General features: G+C 73.5%; 24 protein-coding genes. 10 read left to right on the plus strand and 14 right to left on the minus strand.

From position 1 onward, the window contains the following. Positions 1–8: 8 nt before the first annotated feature. Together GA0070622_RS09885 and GA0070622_RS32485 are read right to left on the minus strand one after the other, a co-directional pair. The gene (locus tag GA0070622_RS09885; protein WP_091572339.1) at positions 9–590 is read right to left on the minus strand and encodes a GNAT family N-acetyltransferase; all 582 of its coding nucleotides are present in this window, start codon (positions 588–590) and stop codon (positions 9–11) included. Beyond that, complete coding sequence (locus tag GA0070622_RS32485; protein WP_091572343.1) at positions 568–1,269, minus strand: SMI1/KNR4 family protein; 702 nt, start codon at positions 1,267–1,269, stop codon at positions 568–570. The genes GA0070622_RS09885 and GA0070622_RS32485 overlap by 23 nt, the downstream gene beginning before the upstream one ends. 120 nt (positions 1,270–1,389) lie before the next feature. On the opposite strand from GA0070622_RS32485, the gene GA0070622_RS09895 reads away from it, so the two are divergent. Together GA0070622_RS09895 and GA0070622_RS09905 are read left to right on the plus strand one after the other, a co-directional pair. Then, positions 1,390–1,896 carry a SigE family RNA polymerase sigma factor gene (locus GA0070622_RS09895; RefSeq protein WP_091572349.1) on the plus strand — a complete coding sequence of 169 codons (507 nt, stop codon included), beginning with the start codon at positions 1,390–1,392 and terminating at the stop codon, positions 1,894–1,896. Positions 1,897–2,594: 698 nt separating this feature from the next. Beyond that, positions 2,595–3,152 (plus strand): GNAT family N-acetyltransferase, encoded by a 558-nt coding sequence (locus GA0070622_RS09905; RefSeq protein ID WP_176558926.1) that lies wholly within the window; start codon positions 2,595–2,597, stop codon positions 3,150–3,152. A gap of 16 nt (positions 3,153–3,168) precedes the next feature. Here GA0070622_RS09905 and GA0070622_RS09910 read toward each other — a convergent pair whose 3' ends face one another. The 4 genes from GA0070622_RS09910 to GA0070622_RS09925 form a co-directional block, all read right to left on the minus strand. Further along, complete coding sequence (locus GA0070622_RS09910) at positions 3,169–3,708, minus strand: GNAT family N-acetyltransferase (protein ID WP_218060570.1); 540 nt, start codon at positions 3,706–3,708, stop codon at positions 3,169–3,171. 44 nt (positions 3,709–3,752) lie between these two features. Next, positions 3,753–4,199 carry a hypothetical protein gene (locus tag GA0070622_RS09915; RefSeq protein ID WP_091572362.1) on the minus strand — a complete coding sequence of 149 codons (447 nt, stop codon included), beginning with the start codon at positions 4,197–4,199 and terminating at the stop codon, positions 3,753–3,755. A 29-nt stretch (positions 4,200–4,228) separates the two neighbouring features. After that, positions 4,229–5,428: an FUSC family protein gene (locus GA0070622_RS09920; RefSeq protein WP_091572366.1), complete on the minus strand. Its 1,200-nt coding sequence runs from the start codon at positions 5,426–5,428 to the stop codon at positions 4,229–4,231. 64 nt (positions 5,429–5,492) lie between these two features. Then, entirely contained in the window at positions 5,493–5,960 is a 468-nt protein-coding gene (locus tag GA0070622_RS09925; RefSeq protein WP_091572369.1) for an SRPBCC family protein, read from the minus strand. Positions 5,961–6,208: 248 nt separating this feature from the next. Between GA0070622_RS09925 and GA0070622_RS09930 the strand changes: the two genes are divergently transcribed. Beyond that, positions 6,209–6,592, plus strand: coding sequence for a hypothetical protein (locus GA0070622_RS09930; RefSeq protein ID WP_141684542.1), 384 nt, complete (start codon positions 6,209–6,211; stop codon positions 6,590–6,592). A 154-nt stretch (positions 6,593–6,746) separates the two neighbouring features. On the opposite strand, the gene GA0070622_RS09935 is transcribed toward GA0070622_RS09930, so the two are convergent. Further along, on the minus strand, positions 6,747–7,055 hold the full coding sequence (locus GA0070622_RS09935) for a RidA family protein (protein WP_218060571.1): 309 nt from the start codon (positions 7,053–7,055) through the stop codon (positions 6,747–6,749). 28 nt (positions 7,056–7,083) lie between these two features. Between GA0070622_RS09935 and GA0070622_RS09940 the strand changes: the two genes are divergently transcribed. From GA0070622_RS09940 to GA0070622_RS09950, 3 genes are read left to right on the plus strand one after another with little or no spacing between them, the layout of a single operon-like run. After that, a complete protein-coding gene (locus GA0070622_RS09940) occupies positions 7,084–7,530 on the plus strand; it encodes an SRPBCC family protein (RefSeq protein WP_091572377.1) in 447 nt (148 codons plus the stop codon). Continuing rightward, positions 7,527–7,877: an ArsR/SmtB family transcription factor gene (locus tag GA0070622_RS09945; RefSeq protein ID WP_091572381.1), complete on the plus strand. Its 351-nt coding sequence runs from the start codon at positions 7,527–7,529 to the stop codon at positions 7,875–7,877. Before GA0070622_RS09940 ends, GA0070622_RS09945 begins: the two co-directional genes overlap by 4 nt. Positions 7,878–7,895: 18 nt before the next feature. Then, positions 7,896–8,339, plus strand: coding sequence for an SRPBCC family protein (locus GA0070622_RS09950; protein ID WP_091572386.1), 444 nt, complete (start codon positions 7,896–7,898; stop codon positions 8,337–8,339). Here the strand turns inward: GA0070622_RS09950 and GA0070622_RS09955 are convergent. Further along, positions 8,323–9,051, minus strand: a complete 729-nt coding sequence (locus tag GA0070622_RS09955; protein WP_245666163.1) for a hypothetical protein — start codon at positions 9,049–9,051, stop codon at positions 8,323–8,325. The two genes, GA0070622_RS09950 and GA0070622_RS09955, sit on opposite strands and share 17 nt — an antisense overlap. Before the next feature lie 85 nt (positions 9,052–9,136). On the opposite strand from GA0070622_RS09955, the gene GA0070622_RS09960 reads away from it, so the two are divergent. Continuing rightward, the gene (locus GA0070622_RS09960) at positions 9,137–9,520 is read left to right on the plus strand and encodes a hypothetical protein (protein ID WP_091572390.1); all 384 of its coding nucleotides are present in this window, start codon (positions 9,137–9,139) and stop codon (positions 9,518–9,520) included. Between the two features lie 64 nt (positions 9,521–9,584). Here GA0070622_RS09960 and GA0070622_RS09965 read toward each other — a convergent pair whose 3' ends face one another. The 3 genes from GA0070622_RS09965 to GA0070622_RS09975 form a co-directional block, all read right to left on the minus strand. Further along, a complete protein-coding gene (locus GA0070622_RS09965; protein WP_091572393.1) occupies positions 9,585–10,472 on the minus strand; it encodes a glycine betaine ABC transporter substrate-binding protein in 888 nt (295 codons plus the stop codon). A 76-nt stretch (positions 10,473–10,548) separates the two neighbouring features. Continuing rightward, positions 10,549–11,442 carry an ABC transporter permease gene (locus GA0070622_RS09970; protein WP_091572396.1) on the minus strand — a complete coding sequence of 298 codons (894 nt, stop codon included), beginning with the start codon at positions 11,440–11,442 and terminating at the stop codon, positions 10,549–10,551. Then, the gene (locus GA0070622_RS09975; RefSeq protein WP_245666164.1) at positions 11,439–12,674 is read right to left on the minus strand and encodes a quaternary amine ABC transporter ATP-binding protein; all 1,236 of its coding nucleotides are present in this window, start codon (positions 12,672–12,674) and stop codon (positions 11,439–11,441) included. The genes GA0070622_RS09970 and GA0070622_RS09975 overlap by 4 nt, the downstream gene beginning before the upstream one ends. 576 nt (positions 12,675–13,250) lie before the next feature. On the opposite strand from GA0070622_RS09975, the gene GA0070622_RS09980 reads away from it, so the two are divergent. Further along, positions 13,251–13,862 carry a biliverdin-producing heme oxygenase gene (locus tag GA0070622_RS09980; protein ID WP_176710438.1) on the plus strand — a complete coding sequence of 204 codons (612 nt, stop codon included), beginning with the start codon at positions 13,251–13,253 and terminating at the stop codon, positions 13,860–13,862. Positions 13,863–13,916: 54 nt separating this feature from the next. On the opposite strand, the gene GA0070622_RS09985 is transcribed toward GA0070622_RS09980, so the two are convergent. Continuing rightward, complete coding sequence (locus GA0070622_RS09985) at positions 13,917–14,498, minus strand: TetR/AcrR family transcriptional regulator (RefSeq protein WP_091572402.1); 582 nt, start codon at positions 14,496–14,498, stop codon at positions 13,917–13,919. A gap of 71 nt (positions 14,499–14,569) precedes the next feature. Between GA0070622_RS09985 and GA0070622_RS09990 the strand changes: the two genes are divergently transcribed. Beyond that, positions 14,570–15,775, plus strand: a complete 1,206-nt coding sequence (locus GA0070622_RS09990) for an FAD-dependent monooxygenase (RefSeq protein ID WP_091572406.1) — start codon at positions 14,570–14,572, stop codon at positions 15,773–15,775. A gap of 3 nt (positions 15,776–15,778) precedes the next feature. Here the strand turns inward: GA0070622_RS09990 and GA0070622_RS09995 are convergent, their stop codons facing one another. Then, positions 15,779–16,309 (minus strand): SRPBCC family protein, encoded by a 531-nt coding sequence (locus GA0070622_RS09995; RefSeq protein WP_091572410.1) that lies wholly within the window; start codon positions 16,307–16,309, stop codon positions 15,779–15,781. 2 nt (positions 16,310–16,311) lie between these two features. Beyond that, positions 16,312–16,620, minus strand: coding sequence for an ArsR/SmtB family transcription factor (locus GA0070622_RS10000; RefSeq protein ID WP_172967944.1), 309 nt, complete (start codon positions 16,618–16,620; stop codon positions 16,312–16,314). Positions 16,621–16,707: 87 nt separating this feature from the next. Here GA0070622_RS10000 and GA0070622_RS10005 point away from each other — a divergent pair, with 87 nt between their 5' ends. Further along, positions 16,708–17,637 carry an LLM class F420-dependent oxidoreductase gene (locus GA0070622_RS10005; RefSeq protein ID WP_091572414.1) on the plus strand — a complete coding sequence of 310 codons (930 nt, stop codon included), beginning with the start codon at positions 16,708–16,710 and terminating at the stop codon, positions 17,635–17,637. The last annotated feature ends 203 nt before the right edge of the window (positions 17,638–17,840 follow it).

Raw genomic sequence — 17,840 nt, forward strand, 5'->3', positions numbered from 1 at the left:
CGTCATGGTCAGCGAGTCGACTGCCGCATGACCCAGGTCGGCACGGGTTCCGCGAAGCGGTGCGCCACCTCCCAGCCGGCGCGCCGGTAGACCTCGACGTTGTCGGGGTTGCTCGTCTCCAGGACCGCCGGCAGGCCGTCGGCGGCGGCCCGGTTCAGCCCCACCCGCATGAGGGCGTGGCCCCACCCGTGGCCGGCGTGGTCCGGGTGCGTGCCCAACACCCCGAGATACCAGAAGGGGGCGGCGGGCAGTGCGGCGTGGACCGCCCGGTCGTACGCGCGGACCCGCCGCAGCACGTCGGCGGGAAGTCGGTCGGCGAGGTCGTCGTCCGGCGCGTTGCCCTCGCCGGCGGGTGGTTCCCAGATGGCGACCGACGCGCCGCGCTCGACCGTCCAGATCGTTCCCTTGGGCAGCCGCTTGTCGAAGAGGTGCCCGAAGAAGGCGCCGGCGTAGGGCGCGTAGGTCGCGTCGTCGGGGAACAGGAACCGCAGGACGGGGTCCTTGGTGAACGCGGCGACCAGCGAGGCGACGACCCGGCCCCGGTCCTCCGCCGTGGCGACGGTGATCTCAGGTGCTGTCACAGTGAACATTGTCCCGGGCCCGACGTGCCACACGGCTCTCGGCCTCCTCCAGCCAGCGCCGGTACCACCGGGCGAAGCCGAGGGGGGTTCCGTCCTCGTCGCGCAGCGGTTGGTAACCGCCGTCCGAGGCGGTGTCGTCCGTCCACATCTGGCCCCGCGCCGGTCCGCTGACGACCAGCGCCTCCCGTAGCGCACAGCCGAGATGACACAGGTAGAGCAGGCCGACCGAGTGCTCCGGCCGAAACACCACGGCGTCGTGCTGTTCCCAGTACGCGTCCTCGGCCGCGTTGAACTCCTCCTCCGAGTCGAAGTCGTCCTCGTCGGGCGGGCCGGGCAGCTCGTCGGCCGGGTTGAACGCCTCGACGTGCGGAAAGGGCCGCGCGAGCGTGCCCAGGTCGGTGAGGTCGGCGCCGTCGCCCTCCCACGACCACCGTCCGTCGTGCCGGCGCAGCGGGAAGAGCCCGTACGCCGGTCCCGCGCCGCCCCGGCCCGCGACGAGCAGGAAGGCCCGGTACTCACCGGGCAGCTCCACCCCGAGCTGTGCCTCCACCTCGGCCAGGTCCCCGGTGCTCAGGGGCGGCTCCAGTTCCCACCGGTGGCCGGCGGATCCGAAGACGGCGGAGGCGGCGGGCGCGGCGGCCAGGCGGGCCAGCCGTTCGCGTACGTCGGACCAGTCGGTGTGCGGCACGCGCCGGACGATACCGCCGGTCCCGGACCGCTGACAGCCCTCGACAATCTCGACGGGGCGGGATAGCGGTGGGGCTCCCAGGCGTCTGTGAGGGGTGGACGAGGAAACGAGGGTGGTGCGGTGGAAGAGGACGAACGGGCGGTGCTGGCCGAGTTCGTGGCGAGTCGCGCGCCGGCGCTGATCCGGGTCGCCTACCTGCTCACCGGCGACCGGAGCAGCGCGGAGGACCTGTTCCAGTCGGCGCTGTCGAAGGTGATCCCGAAGTGGCGGAGCATCCGTCACGCCGACCCGGAGGGCTACCTGCGGGCGGTCATGTACCGGGAGCAGGTGAGCTGGTGGCGGCGGCTGCGTCGGCGGCGTGAGACACCGGTCGACCTCGGTACGCCGGTGGTGGCCGACCCGAGCGGGGGAGCGGACCTGCGGCTGGCGTTGCGGGCGGCGCTCCGGCAACTCACGCCGGCGCAGCGGACCGTCGTGGTCCTGCGCTACTACGAGGACCTGCCGGAGGCGCAGGTCGCCGAGCTGCTGGGCTGTTCGGTCGGGACCGTGCGCAGCCGCACCGGCCGTGCGGTCGCCCGCTTGCGTCAGCTCCTGCCGGCCGGCGAGCTTCTGGAGATGCAGCGATGACCGACCCGTTCGAGCACGTCCTCCGCACCACCCTCACCGAGATCGCCGAGGAGGCACCGACCGTGCAGGACTCTCTGACCAGGGCGGAACGACGCGTACGCCACCGCCGGCGGAACACCGTGGTGGTGGGTACGGCGGGCCTGCTGGCCGCGCTCGTCATCGCGGCGCCGTTCGCCTACGCGGACCGGGGCGACGACGGGCCGCCGTCACGTCCGGCGACGATCGTCCCGAAGCCGAGCCCGAGCGGGCCGGACGAGCCGGTTCCGGGTCCGCCGGGTGAGCCGGTCCCGAGTCCCGGCGGCGCACGGGGAACCGTTCCCCCTCCGTCGGGCGCTCCCGGCACGCCGGTCCCGAGCCCGAGCGGGACCGCTCGGGCGGTTCCGCCTCCGCCGGGCGCACCCAGTCCGAGCCCGAGCGGGACCGCTCGGCCGGTTCCGCCCCCGGCGGGCGCGCCGGCCCCGGGCCGACCGGGCATGCCGGCCCCCGATCCGGGGGCGCCGGGCGCAGCGGTGGCGAGCCCCGTCCCCCGCTGAGCCGCTGCCGGCGCGGATCGGAGCGTCGCCCTGCCGCCGCCGCGGTGCCGGGCCCGCCGCGCAACGGCGGGCCCGGGCCGTCGCAGGGGTGCGGAGCCTTGACGCCGGGCGGCGTCGTCAGGGCAGGATCAGGCGGTGCGGTTTCCTCTCTCCACACCCCCTGCCATGCCCGCCGGCTCCCTCGCCCGCGGTCCCCAGCCGGTTCTCGACGCCGGCGGCGGGCTGCTCCTGCGGCCCTGGGAGCCGTCCGACGCGCCGGTCGTCCTCGCCGCCTACGAGGACCCGGAGATCCAGCGCTGGCACACCCGTCGACCCACGTCCGAGGAGCAGGTCCGGGAGTGGTTCGCCCACTACCACCGGGCGTGGCGGCAGGAGACGGGCGTGAGCTGGGCGGTGACCCGCGACGGTGGTGAGGTGCTGGGCCGCATGGTGGTGGGCGGCTTCGATCTCGACGACGGGTCGGCGGTGTGCGCCTACTGGGTCCTGCCGGCCGCGCGGGGAGCGGGCGTGGCCTCCCGGGCGTTGCGGGCGGTGAGCGGGTGGGCGCTCGGCGACGCCGGCTTCCACCGCCTGCACCTGGACCATTCGACCCGTAACCTCGCGTCGTGCCGGGTGGCGGTCAAGGCCGGGTTCCGGCTGGAGGGCACGAAACGCAGTGACGCCGTCCACGCCGACGGACGACACGACATGCACCTGCACGCCCGGATCCGGGGCGACGACTGAGCATCGGGGCGCACCGTCAGGCTGCCGCCGCGTAACACCGGACGGTCACCCGCTGCCCCGGGCTCCACTGCTGGTCGACCGTGCCCAGGAGGTGCCAGCCGAGCCGCTCGTAGAGAGCCACCGCCGCGGTGTCGGACGCCACCACGTCGAGCACCGGGTGCAGGCCGCGATGCCGTGCCTCGCCGACAGCCCGCGCCATCAGCAACGCGGCGATCCCGTGGCCGCGGGCGGACGGAGCGACGAACAGTCGGTTGACCACGGCGGCCCCGTCGACATCCACACCCGCGCGGGCGCCCCACAGTCCCGGCGCCACGTCTCCCGCCCCGCTCCGGGACAGGCCGACATGGCCGACCACCCGGCCGTCCCGTTCCGCCACCCACGCGGCGAGGAGCGACGGCGGCGTGAGCCACGTGTGCGGGACGTCGGGCCAGTTCACCGGATAGCCGTCGCGCTGATGAACCTCCGCCAGCACGCGCACACAGTCGCCGAGGTCGCGGTCGGTCCGCCGTCGGGCGCTCAGGGGCGTGTCCGCGCCGGACACCTCGTCGCTTGTCACCCGCGGCATGAAAGCACAGCTCGCCGCCCTGCGACCAGCGACCTTCACGACCGTCCCCGGGTCCACGGCGGCGCGTACCGGTCGAGGTAGGCGCGTGCCCGGGGGATCGGGTCCCGCCAGTACCGGTGCGGCATGCGGTGGTGGTGCGCCGCGCAGAAGGCGGCGAGGTCGTCCGCGAGCGGCACCCGTTCCACCGGGCGGCGTTCGAAGTCGCGATTGACCGCGAGCAGGTCCGGCTCCGGGTTCCAGCCGGCGTGGTCGAACGCCCAGCCCGCCCAGGTCGCGTACACGTGGAAGACCTGGCGGTCGTCCGCGAAGCGCAACCCGGTCGTGCCGATCGCCCGGTCGGGGTAGGTGTCCCGGCACACCCAGGCCAGGATGTGGCAGGCCCCGGCCGCGAAGAAGGCCTGGTTCGTGCGGCGCCAGGCGACACGCTGGTCGGAGCGCTCGAGCGGCGTCCGACGGAAGACCCCCGCTGCTGTCACTGCCATCAGCGCACGCTACCGGGACGGGTGGACCGTCAGGGGTCCGGACGGGACTGCCCGGCGGCCACGTCCCGGATCCGGCGCAGCGCCTCCGTCCGGTCCATCCCGGTCGACTGCAACACGTCGCTGACGGCCGAGCGGACCTGCCCCACGATCACCGTGCCGGACAGTCCGGTGCCCGCCATCTCGGCGCGCGTCGCCTCGGCCACCGCGCGCAGCGCGTGCCGGCGGGCGTCCTGCGGGCCCCAGCCGGACACCACCTCCTGCTGCAGGGCGTGCACGGCCGCGCCCAGCGCGTCGACGGCGTCGGGCAGGGTCTCCGGCACCGGCTCCCCGTCCTCGATCAGCACGAGGACCCGACGAGCCAGCACACGGGTGTTCCAGACCGCCTGATCCACCTCCGGGGCGCTCATCTGGTAGTGCCGGACGGACCGCCGCCGCGGCCACCGGGCGGGAGCGAGCTGTGCGGTCTCCTTCGCGCCGCCGAAGGCGTCCCAGAATGTGCCCAGCTCGGCCCCGATCTCCTGCGAGCGGGTCAGGGCCCGTTCGGCCAGCGCGTGGTCACGACGCCGCAACGCGGACGCGGTCAGCCGGAGCTGGTCGGCCAGCTCCCGCAGCGTCGGCGCGGCCACCCGCCGCATCACCCGGAGCGGGTTGATCGGCACCAGCAGCAACGTCACCGCCAACCCGACGGCGCCGCCGATGAGCGCGTCGACGAACCGGGGGAACTCCAGCGTGTGTCGGGAGGAGGAGAGCGCGCCCAGCAGCACCGCCGTGCCGCTGGCGTTGCCGACGATCCCGCCGCGGGTGCTCAGCGCCAGGGCCACCAGGATGGCCGCCGTGACGATCACCCCGGTCTGCCACACGCCGACGCCGATCGCCTCGATCAGCAGGTCCGACACGAAGATCCCGAGTGTCACCCCGGCGAGCAGCTCGACGGTGTTGGGCAGCCGCCGCCCGAACGACGACGTGATCACGGCGACGGCCGCGGCCGGGGCGAAGATCGGGCTCGGCATGCCGGTGAGCCAGCGCGCGGCGGCCCAGGCCAGCGCCGCGGCCAGGCCGGCCTGGACGGCGAGTACGGACTTGATCCGCAACTGTTGGAGACGGTCCCGCCCCGCGGTCCGGCCGCGTTCGTTCACGCGCTCCCACGCCTCGTCGAACCGCTCCGCGTCGAGGCCGGCACGCCGCGGCGGCCCGTGCCGCCGGCCGTTGCCGTCCCGCTCTCCGGTCACCGGCGGCGGCTACCCGGAATCACCGTTCCCAATCACCGTGTCCGAGCGGGTGCCGAGGTCGTGCTCAGCCGGCGGCCCCGAGGTACGCGGCGAGGTTGGCCAGCGACGACGCGATGCCCTCCTCGTGCGCCGCCTGGTCGATGCCGGGCGGCACGCCGGTCGCGGTGACGGTCACCTCGGTCCGGTCGCCGGCGGCGGCGAGGTCCCAGGTCATGGTCATGGTGCCCGCGTACGCGGGGTCGTCGGCGTGAAACTCCGCCGTCTGCACCACCCGCTCGGGCGGCGCCAGGTCGGCGAACCCGACGTCGACGACGTCGGTGGCCTCCGACGTCTTGCCCGGGCTGTCGGCGGCGTCGAGGTAGGTGAGCACCATCCGGAAGCCGCCCCCGGGTCGGGGATCCCACCGCTCGATCCGCCCGCGCATGCCCTCCGGCGGCAACCACGCCTCCAGCGCCTCCCGGTCGAGGAGCGCCCGGTAGACCGTCTCCGCCGGCGCCTCGATCACCCTGCTCGCCCGATCCACCCTGCCCACCCCGCGATCCTAGGCCGCAGCACCCGTCGATCATGGAGTTGTGGTCGTCGACATAGGTGGCACGAGAGGGCGATCCGGCCGCCACAGCTCCAAGTTCGGCGGAAGGCTCGACGGGGGCGAGTGGCCGACCGAGGCGCGGGCCGGGTACGCGCGGATCCGGAAGCGGCTCGCCGAGGTTGGTCTTGTCCGCATCACCCGCCGCGTCAAGATTGAAAACCCCACCTCGCGTGGTTCGAAGGGAGGTCACCATGTCTGCCCCGCGGCTCTTCCTGCCGAAGAGATGGGCCCTCGTCGCGGTCGCTGTGCTGCTCGTGATCAGCGCGTACGCCGTGGTGAGCGCCGTCCGCCGAGCGCAGGAGTTCGAGGTGCCGGTGGACTCCTACCAGGTGGGTGGTGACCCCGGATTCCTCGTTGCACGCGTCGAGGTGCACCCCGATTTCGAGGTCGTGCGCACGAACGCTGACGACCAGGGGGATCGGGTGATTCTGCATGTGGTCGCGCGGCAGCCGACCCTGTGGTGGTCGGGCGGCGACCACGCGGAGACGCGCTGGGTGCGCGTGCGGCTCGGCAATCCCCTCCGTGACCGGCAGGTGGTGGATTCCGTTACCGGCAATCTCGTGCCACGAGGTTGACCCTTCAGCGCGCGTGACGGGGGTGCCGGGGAGGCTGGCGGTCGCCGCGCTGATGCCCGGCATGTTACTTCTCGCGCCCAGCGGTCGCGGACGGGTCGTCGAGACCGCCGGGACGTGGTCCGCGTGATCATCGCGAAGCCCGGGTAGCTGTCGCCTACGGCGTCTCGGGCAGCGCCGAGGTCACGTCCAGCTCGACCAGCTGCCCGGTGAAACCGAGCTGGGCCACCCCGAGCAGCGTGCTGGCGGTCGTGAACGCGGCCGCGAGCGGGGAGGCCAGGAACCGTCGCCACACCTGGGCGAGCACGGCCTGGTCGGCGCTGACGACGTAGATGACGGTACGCACGACGTGCTCCGGGCCGGCGCCGACCGAGTGGAGAGCGGCCAACGCGTTCCACACGACGCTGACACCGGCGCGTACATGCAACAAATGGTTGCGCGTCGCGCCCGCGGCGGCTAGCGTCATCTGCAACCAAAGGTTGCAGGAGGTTGCCATGGAGTACGGAACCATCGAGCGGGAGATCTTCGTCGAGGCGTCGCCCGAGATCGTCTTCGAGGTGGTGAGCAGCCCCGAGCACCTGTCGAGATGGTGGCCCGACGAGGCCCGCTACACCCCGACCCCCGGCGCGCCCGGGGAGATCGTCTTCGGCGACACCGTCGTCCCGTTCACCGTCGTCGACGCGCGCCCGCCCCGGGCGTTCTCGTTCCGCTGGACCCACCCCGCCGGCGAGACGCCGGTGGAGGGCAACTCGCTGCTGGTCACGTTCGAGCTGACCCCGTCGGGCGCCGGCACCCTGCTGCGGATGACCGAGACGGGCTTCCGGGAGATGGGCTGGGAGATCGCCGTGCTGGAGCAGCAGTACCGGGACCACGTCAGCGGCTGGGACCACTTCCTGCCGCAACTGCCGCCCTACGCCGCGACGCTGGCCGTCCGGCCGTGACCAGCACCCTGGTCGAGCCGGTCGACGACGACCTGTGGTCCGCGATCGGGGACCCCACCCGCCGCCGGATGCTCGACCTGCTGCTCGCCGAGGGCGGCGGCACCGCCACGTCGCTGAGCCGGCAGATGCCGGTGACCCGCCAGGCGGTGGCCAAGCACCTCGGCGTCCTGGACCGGGTCGGTCTGGTCCGGGGCGACCCGGCCGGCCGGGAACGGCGCTACCGCGTCGACGACGCCCAGCTCGCCCGCGCGGTGGCCCAACTCGCGTCGGTCGGCTCCGCCTGGGACGCCCGCCTGCGGCGGATCAAGCGGATCGCCGAGGAGATCCAGCGCGCCCGACCCGAATGACGAGACGAGGAGATCGAGATGGTGGACATCCTGCACCGGATCGGGGTGCGGACCCCGGACCCCACGACGGCGTACGAGGCGCTGACGACAGTCGACGGACTGGCCGGCTGGTGGACCGACGACACGACGGGCAGTCCCGAGGTCGGTGGCGTCCTCGAGTTCCGCTTCCCGCCCGGCGGGTTCGACATGGAGGTCGTCGAGCTGCGGCCGTCCGAGCGGGTGGTCTGGCGGGTGGTGGACGGCCCGCCGGAGTGGGTCGGCACCACCGTCGAGTGGGACCTGCGCCAGGACGGCGACTGGACGATCGTGCTCTTCGCCCACCGGGGCTGGCGTGAGCCGGTCGAGTTCATGCACCACTGCGGCACGAAGTGGGGGTCCTACCTGCTGAGCCTGAAGTCGCTGGTGGAGACCGGCGAGGGCGCGCCGTCGCCGCGCGACGTGCGGATCAGCGACTGGCACTGAGCGGATCGGGCCCGGGGCCGGCGAGCAGGGCGCGGTGCTCGGTCCAGAGCCACCGCAGATAGGCGCGCAGCCGCTCCGGGGTGGCGATCCAGCCCTCGTCGGGATAGCGGAGCAACCGGCTGACCTCGCCGGCCACCAGGTCGTACCCGCACGCCCCGGTCTCCGGCACCGGGGCGTGCGGGGCGACCGCCACGGGCAGCGGGACCACCGGCACCCGCAGGCCGGCGTCGTCGGCGGCCCGCAACACGGTGAGGTAGACCCGGACCAGGTGGTACGGGGAGACGACCAGCGCGAGACTGCCGATGCCCAGCTCCCGAACCCGGTCGACGATCCACCGGGCCTGCTGTCCGGTGTCGCCGGCCGGCTCGGCCTGGAGCACGACCCCGTCGACCCGGCGCAGCCCGAGCGCCCGCAGGCGGTCCAGCGTGAGCGGGCGGTAGGTCCGCTCTGCCGGGTTGGTGCTCGCCACCAGCAGGTGGCGCGGCGCCGGGTCGACCTCCCAGGCGCGGATCGCGTCGGTGAGGCGCCAGTCCTCGCCCTGGCCGGTGGGGACCACCAGCGCGTCCACTCGTGTCGCGGCACGGCCGGGCAGGGTGAGGATCATCGTGACCGCCTCCAGCAACGCCAGGAACCGGTCGGCCGGGACGTCCGCGAGCGCCCCCGCCGGCACGATCCGCGGCAGCGCGCCCGGCGGGCGGAACACACTCGTCACACCTGGAGATCCTGCCAGCACCCCACCGGAAACGAGTACGGATGCTCATCCGTCCGCCCACCCCGGCCCGGCAGGATCTCCAGGTGTGACGACGAGACGTGCGGTGCTCGGCGGGCTGATCCTCGCGGCGGCCACGGCCGGCGCCTGGTGGGCCTGGCTGAGCTGGGAGTCCGGCTGGACCGTGGACCCGGAGACCGGCGCGGCCGGCGGACCGTACGCGGTCCGGCAGGTGGCCGCCGCGGTGCTGACCCTGGTGGCGCTCGCCGTGGCCGGCGGCTGGTGGCTGAACACCTGGCTGGTCGCCTCGGTGATGACGGTGGCGTTCACCGTGCCGTGGGCGGCGCACGCCGCCGCGGGCGACGACAGCGGCCTGTGGGCGATCGGGGCGGCGCTGGTGGCGATCGGCACCGCCATCGGGGCGACGGTGGTCGCCGGCGGCGCCGGCTGGCTGCGCCGGCGCACTGCGTGACGACCGGTAGGACGGGCAGGGGCCCCGCCGAACCGGCGGGGCCCCTGGGGTCACTGACGTTCGCTCAGGCGAGCGTCTTCAGGTAGTCGGGGTTGGCCTTCAGCCACTCCTCGACCGCCTTCTTCTCGTCGCCCTTGTGCGTGTTGAACATCAGGTCCTCCAGCGACGCGAGCTGGTCACCGTCCATCTTGAACTTCTTCAGCATCGCGGCGACCTCGGGGAAGTCCTCGCTGAAGCCCTGCCGACCGAACGTGTTGATCTGCTCGGCCTTGCCCAGCGTGCCCTTCGGGTCGGTCAGGTCCTTCAGCTCGTACTTGGCGTAGGCCCAGTGCGGGTGCCAGAGCGTGACCACGATCGGCTTCTTGTCCGCGATGGCGCCGTCGAGCGCGGCCAGCATGGCCGGGGTGGAGGACGTCTTCAGCTTCATCGAGCCGTCCAGGCCGTACTGCGGGAGCACCTGCTCCTGGGTGGCCTTGGTGAGGCCGGCGCCGGGCTCGATGCCGATCATCTCGCCGCCGAACGTGCCGGCCTTGCCGGCCAGGTCGGCCAGCGAGTCGACGCCCTCGACGTACTTCGGCACCGCGATGCTGAGGCTGGCGTCGTCGTGCCACACGCCCAGCTTCTCCAGCTTGTCGCCGTACTTCTCCACGTAGGAGGCGTGGGTGAGCGGCAGCCAGCCGTCCAGGAACAGGTCGATGTCGCCGTTCGCGAGGCCGCCGTAGACCAGCCCGGCCTCCAGGTTCTTGAGCTGGACCCGGTAGCCCTTGTCCTCCAGGATGTGCTGCCACAGGTTCGAGGCGGCGATCGCCTCGTCCCAGGCCATGTAGCCGATGGTGATCTTCTTGCCGGCGCCGGACGCGTCGTCCGACTTCTCGCCGCAGGCGGCCGCGCCGCCCAGGGCCAGGGTGGCGGTCACCGCCAGCGCGAGCACGCGCTTCACTGTCGTGAACACAGAATTTCCCTTCCTTTTCGGGGTGCCGGCGGTTCCGCGTACGCGGAACCAGGGGTGCCGGCGGGGAGGGCGACGGTCAGGCGGCCTCGCGCGCGAGGCGCTGGGCCCGCGCGGAGGGGAACCGGTCGCCCACGGAATCGGTGAGCCGGTCGAGCACGACGGCGAGGACCACGACCGCGATCCCGCCCTCGAAGCCGCTGCCCACCTCGACCTGGGAGAGCGCGAACATGATCACGTCGCCGAGTCCGCCGGCGCCGACCATGCCGGCGATGACCACCATGGACAGGGCCAGCATGATCACCTGGTTCACGCCGGTCATGATCGTCGGCAGCGCCAGCGGGAGCTTCGTCCGCAGCAGCACCATCCACGGCGGCGCGCCGAAGGACTCGGCCGCCTGCACGATCTCCTTGTCGACCTGGCGCAGGCCCAGCTCGGTCAGGCGGACGCCGGGCGGCATGCTGAACACCAGCGTGGCGAGCACGCCCGGCACCGTGCCGATGCCGAAGAAGAAGATCGCCGGGATCAGGTAGACGAACGCCGGCATCGTCTGCATCAGGTCCAGCACCGGCCGGGCCAGCGCGGAGGCCCGCCTGTTCTCGGCCACGAAGACGCCCAGCGGGATCGCCAGCAGCAGGGCGAGCACGCTGGCCACGAGCACCTGCGCGAGCGTGCTCATGGTCTCCTCCCAGTACGGCATCCCGGCCACCAGGCCGAGACCGACCGCGGTGCCGAGGCCGAACTTCCAGCCGCGCAGCCACCAGCCCAGGGCGGCGAGCACCGCGACGACCGCCACGGCGGGTACGCCGTTGAGCAGTTGGTCGAGCGGGCTGACCAGGGCCTCGACCACTGACGCGACAGCGTCGAAGACCGGGCCGAGGGTACGGGTGGCCCAGTCCACGGCGGACTCCGTCCACTCACCGAGCGGGACCCGGGGCAGGGCGGCGTCGAGCGGGGATTCGCGCAGGCTCATGCCGACTTCTCCTTGTCGCCGACCAGTTCCGCCTCGGCCGGCCCGGTCGCGGGCTCGGCCGGTCGCGGGACCGGCGGGTGCGGGGCCGACGCGTGCGGCGCTTCGTCCGGGGTGGCGCTGGCGAGCGCGCTGAGCAGGGTGATCCGGGGGATCACCCCGGTCAGCCGGTCCCTGTCGTCCAGGACGGCCACCGGGTGCTGGCTCTCCGCGCAGTCGGCGAACAGGTCGGCCACGGCGGTCTCCTCGGTGACGGTGCGGACCCGCTCGCCCGAGACGTACCCGTCGAGGTTGGGTCGGTTCTCCCGCAGCGCGCGCAGCACCTCGTCCTCGGTGACCGTGCCGAGGAACCGCTTCCCCGGCCCGGTCACGTAGACCACCGAGGTCTGGCTCTCGCGCAGGGCCCGGGCGGTGACCCGGGGGCCGGCGTTGACGTCGAGGACGTGGTGCGGCTTCTCCATCACGGAGGCGGCGGTCAGGATCCGGGTCCGGTCCACGTCGGCCACGAACTGCGCCACGTAGTCGTTCGCCGGATCGGTGAGGATCTCCTCGGCGGTGCCGATCTGGACGATACGGCCGTCGCGCATCACCGCGATCCGATCACCGAGGCGCATCGCCTCGTTGAGGTCGTGGGTGATGAAGACGATCGTCTTGCCCAGCTCGGCCTGCAACTCCAGGAGCTGGTCCTGGATCTCGCGCCGGATGAGCGGGTCGAGCGCCGAGAACGCCTCGTCCATGAGCAGGATGTCGGTGCCGGCGGCCAGTGCCCGGGCCAGGCCGACCCGCTGGCGCATGCCACCGGAGAGGTCGTGCGGGAGCTTGTCCGCCCACTCGGTCAACCCGACCATGCGCAACGCGTCCATCGCGCGCTCCCGCCGCTGCGCCTTGGGCAGGCCGGCGACCTCCAGCGCGTAACCGGCGTTCTCCAGCACGGTGCGGTGCGGCATGAGCGCGAAGTGCTGGAAGACCATGCTGACCTTGTCCCGGCGCAGCTTGCGCAGCGCGGCCGGCTTGAGCGAGGTCACCTCGACCCCGTCGATCCGGACGCTGCCCGCGGTGGGTCGGAGCAGCCCGTTCAGCATCCGGATGAGGGTCGACTTCCCGGAGCCGGAGAGGCCCATGACGACGAAGATCTCGCCGGGGCGTACCTCGAAGGTCGCGTCGATGACGGCGGCCGTGGCCGGCAGGCCGGCGAGGGCCTCGGCGCGCGGTGCGCCGCCCGCCAGGCGTCCCACCGCTTCGTCGGCTCGGTTTCCGAATATTTTGTAGAGCGACTTCACTGCGAGCGCGGACACGATCCCCTCTCCGACGCCGGCCACCGCGGATCGCGCCGGTGGAGGCAGTCTTCGCGTCTCGTCCGTCATATCAACATCGGTCACGTTGTCTGGGCCGTGAGGGCCGGCCGAGAAACCTACCGACGTCATCGCCGCAAATCCAGTCGGGACTGCGGGGAATGTGGAACTGCACACAAAAAGCGGCGGTCGAATTCGGTCGTCCGGGTCTTCGGGTGAGCCCGTCCGCACGCTCGTGATCCGCATTTTCCCTGATCAGGACGCTTCCCGTTCGAACCGGCCGGGCGGTGTGAGCGTCGGTGAGCGGCACTCGCGAATATGAAGGCGCCGATAGCAAATCGTCGCGTGATCGTCATATTCGGATCCCGGTCGAGCGATCGGCGGGTGGTGCGGGAAAGGGGACGCGCCGGACCGCGTGTCGAATTCCGTCGAAACGATTCACGAGAATGTGGCGAGGTGGGGACCACGTCGCGCCACTCCGTCCGACGGGCGCTGGACGGGCCAGGGCATACTCGCCGGATGTCCGATCAGGTCCGGCCCCGGCGGGCGGTGGTGGTGTCGCCGATGCTGACCGCGCTGCGCGAGGGCACCCGCGACCACCACGTCGTGGTGGAGCGCCGGTTGGCCCTGCCCGACCGGATCCGTGGCCGGGCGGACCTCGGCGTCACGCTCGCCGCGCTGCTCGCCGCCTGGGCGCCGCTGGAACGGGACCTCGCCGCCGCCGACTGGACCGGGTTGCCGGTCGGTGCCCGGCTCGGTGAGGCCGCCGCGCTGCTCCGGGCGGATCTGACCGCGCTCGGCGTGGTGGGTGTGGTCGCGTCCGACCGGACGTCCGGCGTCCGCCTGGACACCACGCCTCGGGCGGTCGGCGGCCGGTACGTGCTGCTCGGCAGTGCCCTGGGCGGCAGCGTGATCGCCCCCGTGGTGGAGCGCCGGCTCGGCCTGGCCGAGGGGGAGGGGACACGCTTCTTCCGGCGCAGCGGCCGTGCCCCGGGTGCCGACTGGCGGGACTTCCGTCAGGCGCTGGCCGGGCGCGGCTGGTCGTCCGCGGAGCGGCACGACGCCGTCGAGGCCGCGCGGCAGACGTTCGAGTTCGTCGGTCGTACCGCGGCCGTCCGGCCCTCGGGCTGACGGCGGCCCGTTCGGCGGCGGTCGTGCCGGTGGTGGCCCGGTCGACCCGGCTCGTCAGCCCGGGCCCAGCTCCCGGGCGACGGTCCGCAGGGCCCGGGTCAGCTCCTTCGCCGAGGGTGCGGCGTCCGGGTCGACCAGCCACTGGGCCGCCACGCCGCCGAGCAGCGCCTGGTGGAACGCGCCGAGCCTGAGCGCGGTCGCCTCGTCCGCGTCCGGGTCGAGGCGGTGGAACACCTCGGCCAGCCCGAGTCGCGCCCGGCGGTTGGCGGCGGCGAACGCCGCGCGCAGGTCGGGGGAGCGGTCCATCCGGGCGATCAGCTCGAACTGCACCGCCCACAGGGGACGCAGTCGGGCGAACGACTCGATGATCCGTTCCCAGGCCAGCTCGAACCGCTGCTCGGGATCGGCGTCCGGCCCGGCGTCCCGGGCCAGCGCGCGGTCCAGTTCCTCGCCCCACTCCGCCATCGCGCCGACGAGCGCCTCGTCGAGCAGCGCCCGCGTGGTGCGGAAGTGGTAGCCGATGGCGGCCAGGCTGGTGCCCGCCGCGGTGGCCACGTCCCGGGCGGTCGTGGCCGCGTAGCCCTTCTCGATCAGGCAGCGCTTCGCCCCGGCGAGCAGGTCCTCCCGATTACCCATGCCGGACAGCGTACCGAGGTGTTGGAATTCTGTCTTGCACAAACGTCTGACACGCTTGTACCGTCGGCGGCATGACCGATGTGCTGATCTCCGGCGGCGGTGTCGCCGGCTGCGCCCTCGCCTGGTGGTTGCGACACCGCGGCTTCCGACCCACAGTCGTGGAACGGGCCGCCGCGCCCCGCGACGGCGGCTACAAGGTGGACGTCCGGGGCGCCGCCCTGACCGTGCTGGACCGGATGGGCCTGACCGGTTCGGTCCGGGCGCACGACACCGGCATGCGCCTGGCCCGATTCCTCGACCGGCGCGGCCGGCAACTCGCCACCATGGACGCGGCCCTCTTCGGCGGCCGCACGGGAGGCGACGTCGAGATCATGCGCGGCGACCTGACCCGGATCCTGCGGGCGGCGACCGGAGACGTGGAACACCGCTTCGACGACTCGGTCACCGCGCTGCGCCCCACCGCCGACGGCATGGACGTGACGTTCGCGCGGGGCGCGCACCGCCGCTTCGACCTGGTGATCGGCGCCGACGGACTGCACTCGACGGTACGACGCCTCGCGTTCGGCCCGGAGTCGGCGTACCTGCGCCCGCTCGGGCACCACATCGCCATCTGCACCGTGCCCTCCGGGTTCGGCGAGGAGCGGGTCGAGCTGCTGCACCCCGCCCCCGGGCGGACCGTCGGCGTCTACCGCACCGCCGGCGCGCCCGACGCCCGGGCGCTCTTCCTCTTCCGCTCGCCGGCCGAGGCCCCCGACCAAGGCGACGCCGCCGGGCAGCGGGCGTTGCTGGGGCGGGCGTTCGCCGGCTCCGGATGGCGGGTGCCCGAGCTGCTCGCCGCGCTGCCGGACGCGCCGGACCTCTACCTCGACGCGATGAGCCAGGTCCGGATGGAGCGCTGGTCGTCCGGCCGCGTCGGCCTGGTCGGCGACGCCGCCTACGCCGCCTCGCCGGCCTCCGGTCAGGGCACCAGCCTGGGGCTGGTCGGCGCGTACGTGCTGGCCGCCGCGCTGGCCGAGGCGGGCGGGCAGCCGGCGGCCGGGTTCGCCGCGTACGAGCAGCGGATGCGGCCGTTCGTCGCGGCGAACCAGGCCCTGGCCGAGCGCAACCTGAAGGGGATGGTGCTCGGCTCGGCCACGCAGATCCGGTTCCAGACGTCGATGCTGCGCCTTCTGCCGCGCCTGCCGGGACGGGAGCGGATGGTCAGCCGGGTGGCCGAGCCGATCCGGCGGGCCTCGGACGCGATCACGTTGCCGGACCCGCCGGCCCGCGCGGCCTGAGGTTCAGGGGCGGTCCAGGCGCTCGGCGTACGCGTCGCGCAGCTCCGCCCAGCCGAAGTCCTTCGCCTCCGCGCCACGGATCGGGCCGACCGGATCGCCGTCGAGCAGATGACCGGCGACGTCGAGGCAGAGATGCCAGCCGGCGGCCACCATCGGGGCGAGGTCGGGCCGGTCGATCCGCTGCCGGACGGTGAGCGTGGTGCCGGCGCCGGCCGGGGTCAGTTCCCAGCGGAGCAGGGCGTCGCCCCAGGTGTACTCCAGCAGGCGTGGCCGGTCGGCGCGCAGCACCCGGGCCGGGGCCGGGTGGGCCCGGTCGCCGTCGACGGTGCGCAGCGTGGTCTCGCCGGGGCCGCCGAGGTCGTGGTCGGACCGGAACGGCGCCCACTGCGCCAGCTGTTCCGGGTCGGTGAGGGCGGCCCACACCTTCTCCGGCGGATGCCGGAGGTCCCGGACGAGCACCAGGTCCCACCGGTCGCCCCCGGGGACCAGCTCGACGTCGGCGAGCGGGCCGGGGCGGAAGTTGTCGCGCTGCATGGTCACTCCTGACTGTCGAGGTGGCGCTCCAGGGCGTCGAGGTGCGTGTCCCACATCCGCCGGTAGGGCCCGAGCCAGTCGTCCACCGCCCGCAGCGGCCCGGTGTCGACCCGGTAGATCCGCCGCTGCGCGGCGGTGCGGCAGGTGACCAGGCCGGCCTCGCGCAGCACCCGCAGGTGCTTGGAGACGGCCGGCTGGCTCATCCCCAGCGCGTCCACCAGATCGCCGACGCTGCTCTCCGCCCGGCGCAGCCGGTCGAGGATGCGGCGGCGGGAGGGTTCGGCCAGTACGGCGAAGGCGTCCACGGACACGCTGGCAATATGCCTCACTGGTTATATGACTGTCAAGGAATGCAGGCGGGCGCTGCCGCGTCGTCGTCGGGTCCATATGCTCGGGGCATGGAACTGCGGATCTTCACCGAACCCCAGCAGGGGGCCAGCTACGACCAGTTGCTCGCCGTGGCGCGCCGCGCGGAGGAGACGGGGTTCGCGGCGTTCTTCCGCTCCGACCACTACCTGAAGATGGGCTCGGTGAGCGGGGACCCCGGTCCGACCGACGCCTGGACCACCCTCGCCGGCCTGGCCCGGGACACCACCCGGATCCGGCTCGGCACGCTGATGAGCGCCGCCACCTTCCGCCTGCCCGGCCCGCTGGCCATCACCGTGGCGCAGGTCGACCAGATGAGCGGCGGCCGGGTCGAGCTGGGCATCGGCACCGGCTGGTACGCCGAGGAGCACAGCGCGTACGGCATCCCGTTCCCGGCGCTGGGGGAGCGGTTCGACCGGCTGGAGGAGCAGCTCGCCGTCATCACCGGGCTCTGGTCCACCCCGCCCGGGTCGACGTTCGACTTCCCCGGCACCTACTACCCGGTCAGCGACTCGCCGGCGCTGCCCAAGCCGGTGCAGCGGCCCCGCCCGCCGATCCTGCTCGGCGGCATGGGCCCGAAGCGCACGCCCCGCCTGGCGGCCCGGTACGCCGACGAGTTCAACCTGCCGTTCGCCTCCGTCGACGACACGAAGACGCAGTTCCAGCGGGTACGCGACGCCTGCACCGCGATCGACCGGGACCCGTCCACCATGACCTGGTCCAACGCGGTGGTGCTGTGTTGCGGGCGCGACGACGCCGAGGTGGCCCGGCGCGCCGAGGCGATCGGCCGGGATCCCGACGAGCTGCGCGCGAACGGCGCCGCCGGCACACCCGCCGAGGTGGTCGACACGCTCGGCCGGTATGCCGAGACCGGCAGCGACCGCGTCTACCTCCAGGTACTCGACCTGGCCGACCTGGACCACCTGGAGCTGGTCGCCGCCGAGGTGATGCCGCAGCTCTGAGCGCCGGCTCGCCCCGGCCTGGCTCGGCTCGGCCTGGCCTGGCTCGGCCTGGCCTGGCTCGGCCTGGCCTGGCTCTGGCTCGGCTCGGCCTGGCTCGGTCCGGTCCGGGCTTGGTGCGGTCCGGTCCGGCTCGGTCCGGTCCCGGTCCGGTCCCGGTCCGGCTCGGTCCGGTCCGGTCCGGTCCGGCCCAGCTCGGCTCGGAC

This window comes from Micromonospora sediminicola (assembly GCF_900089585.1).
Classification (GTDB): Bacteria; Actinomycetota; Actinomycetes; order Mycobacteriales; family Micromonosporaceae; genus Micromonospora; species Micromonospora sediminicola.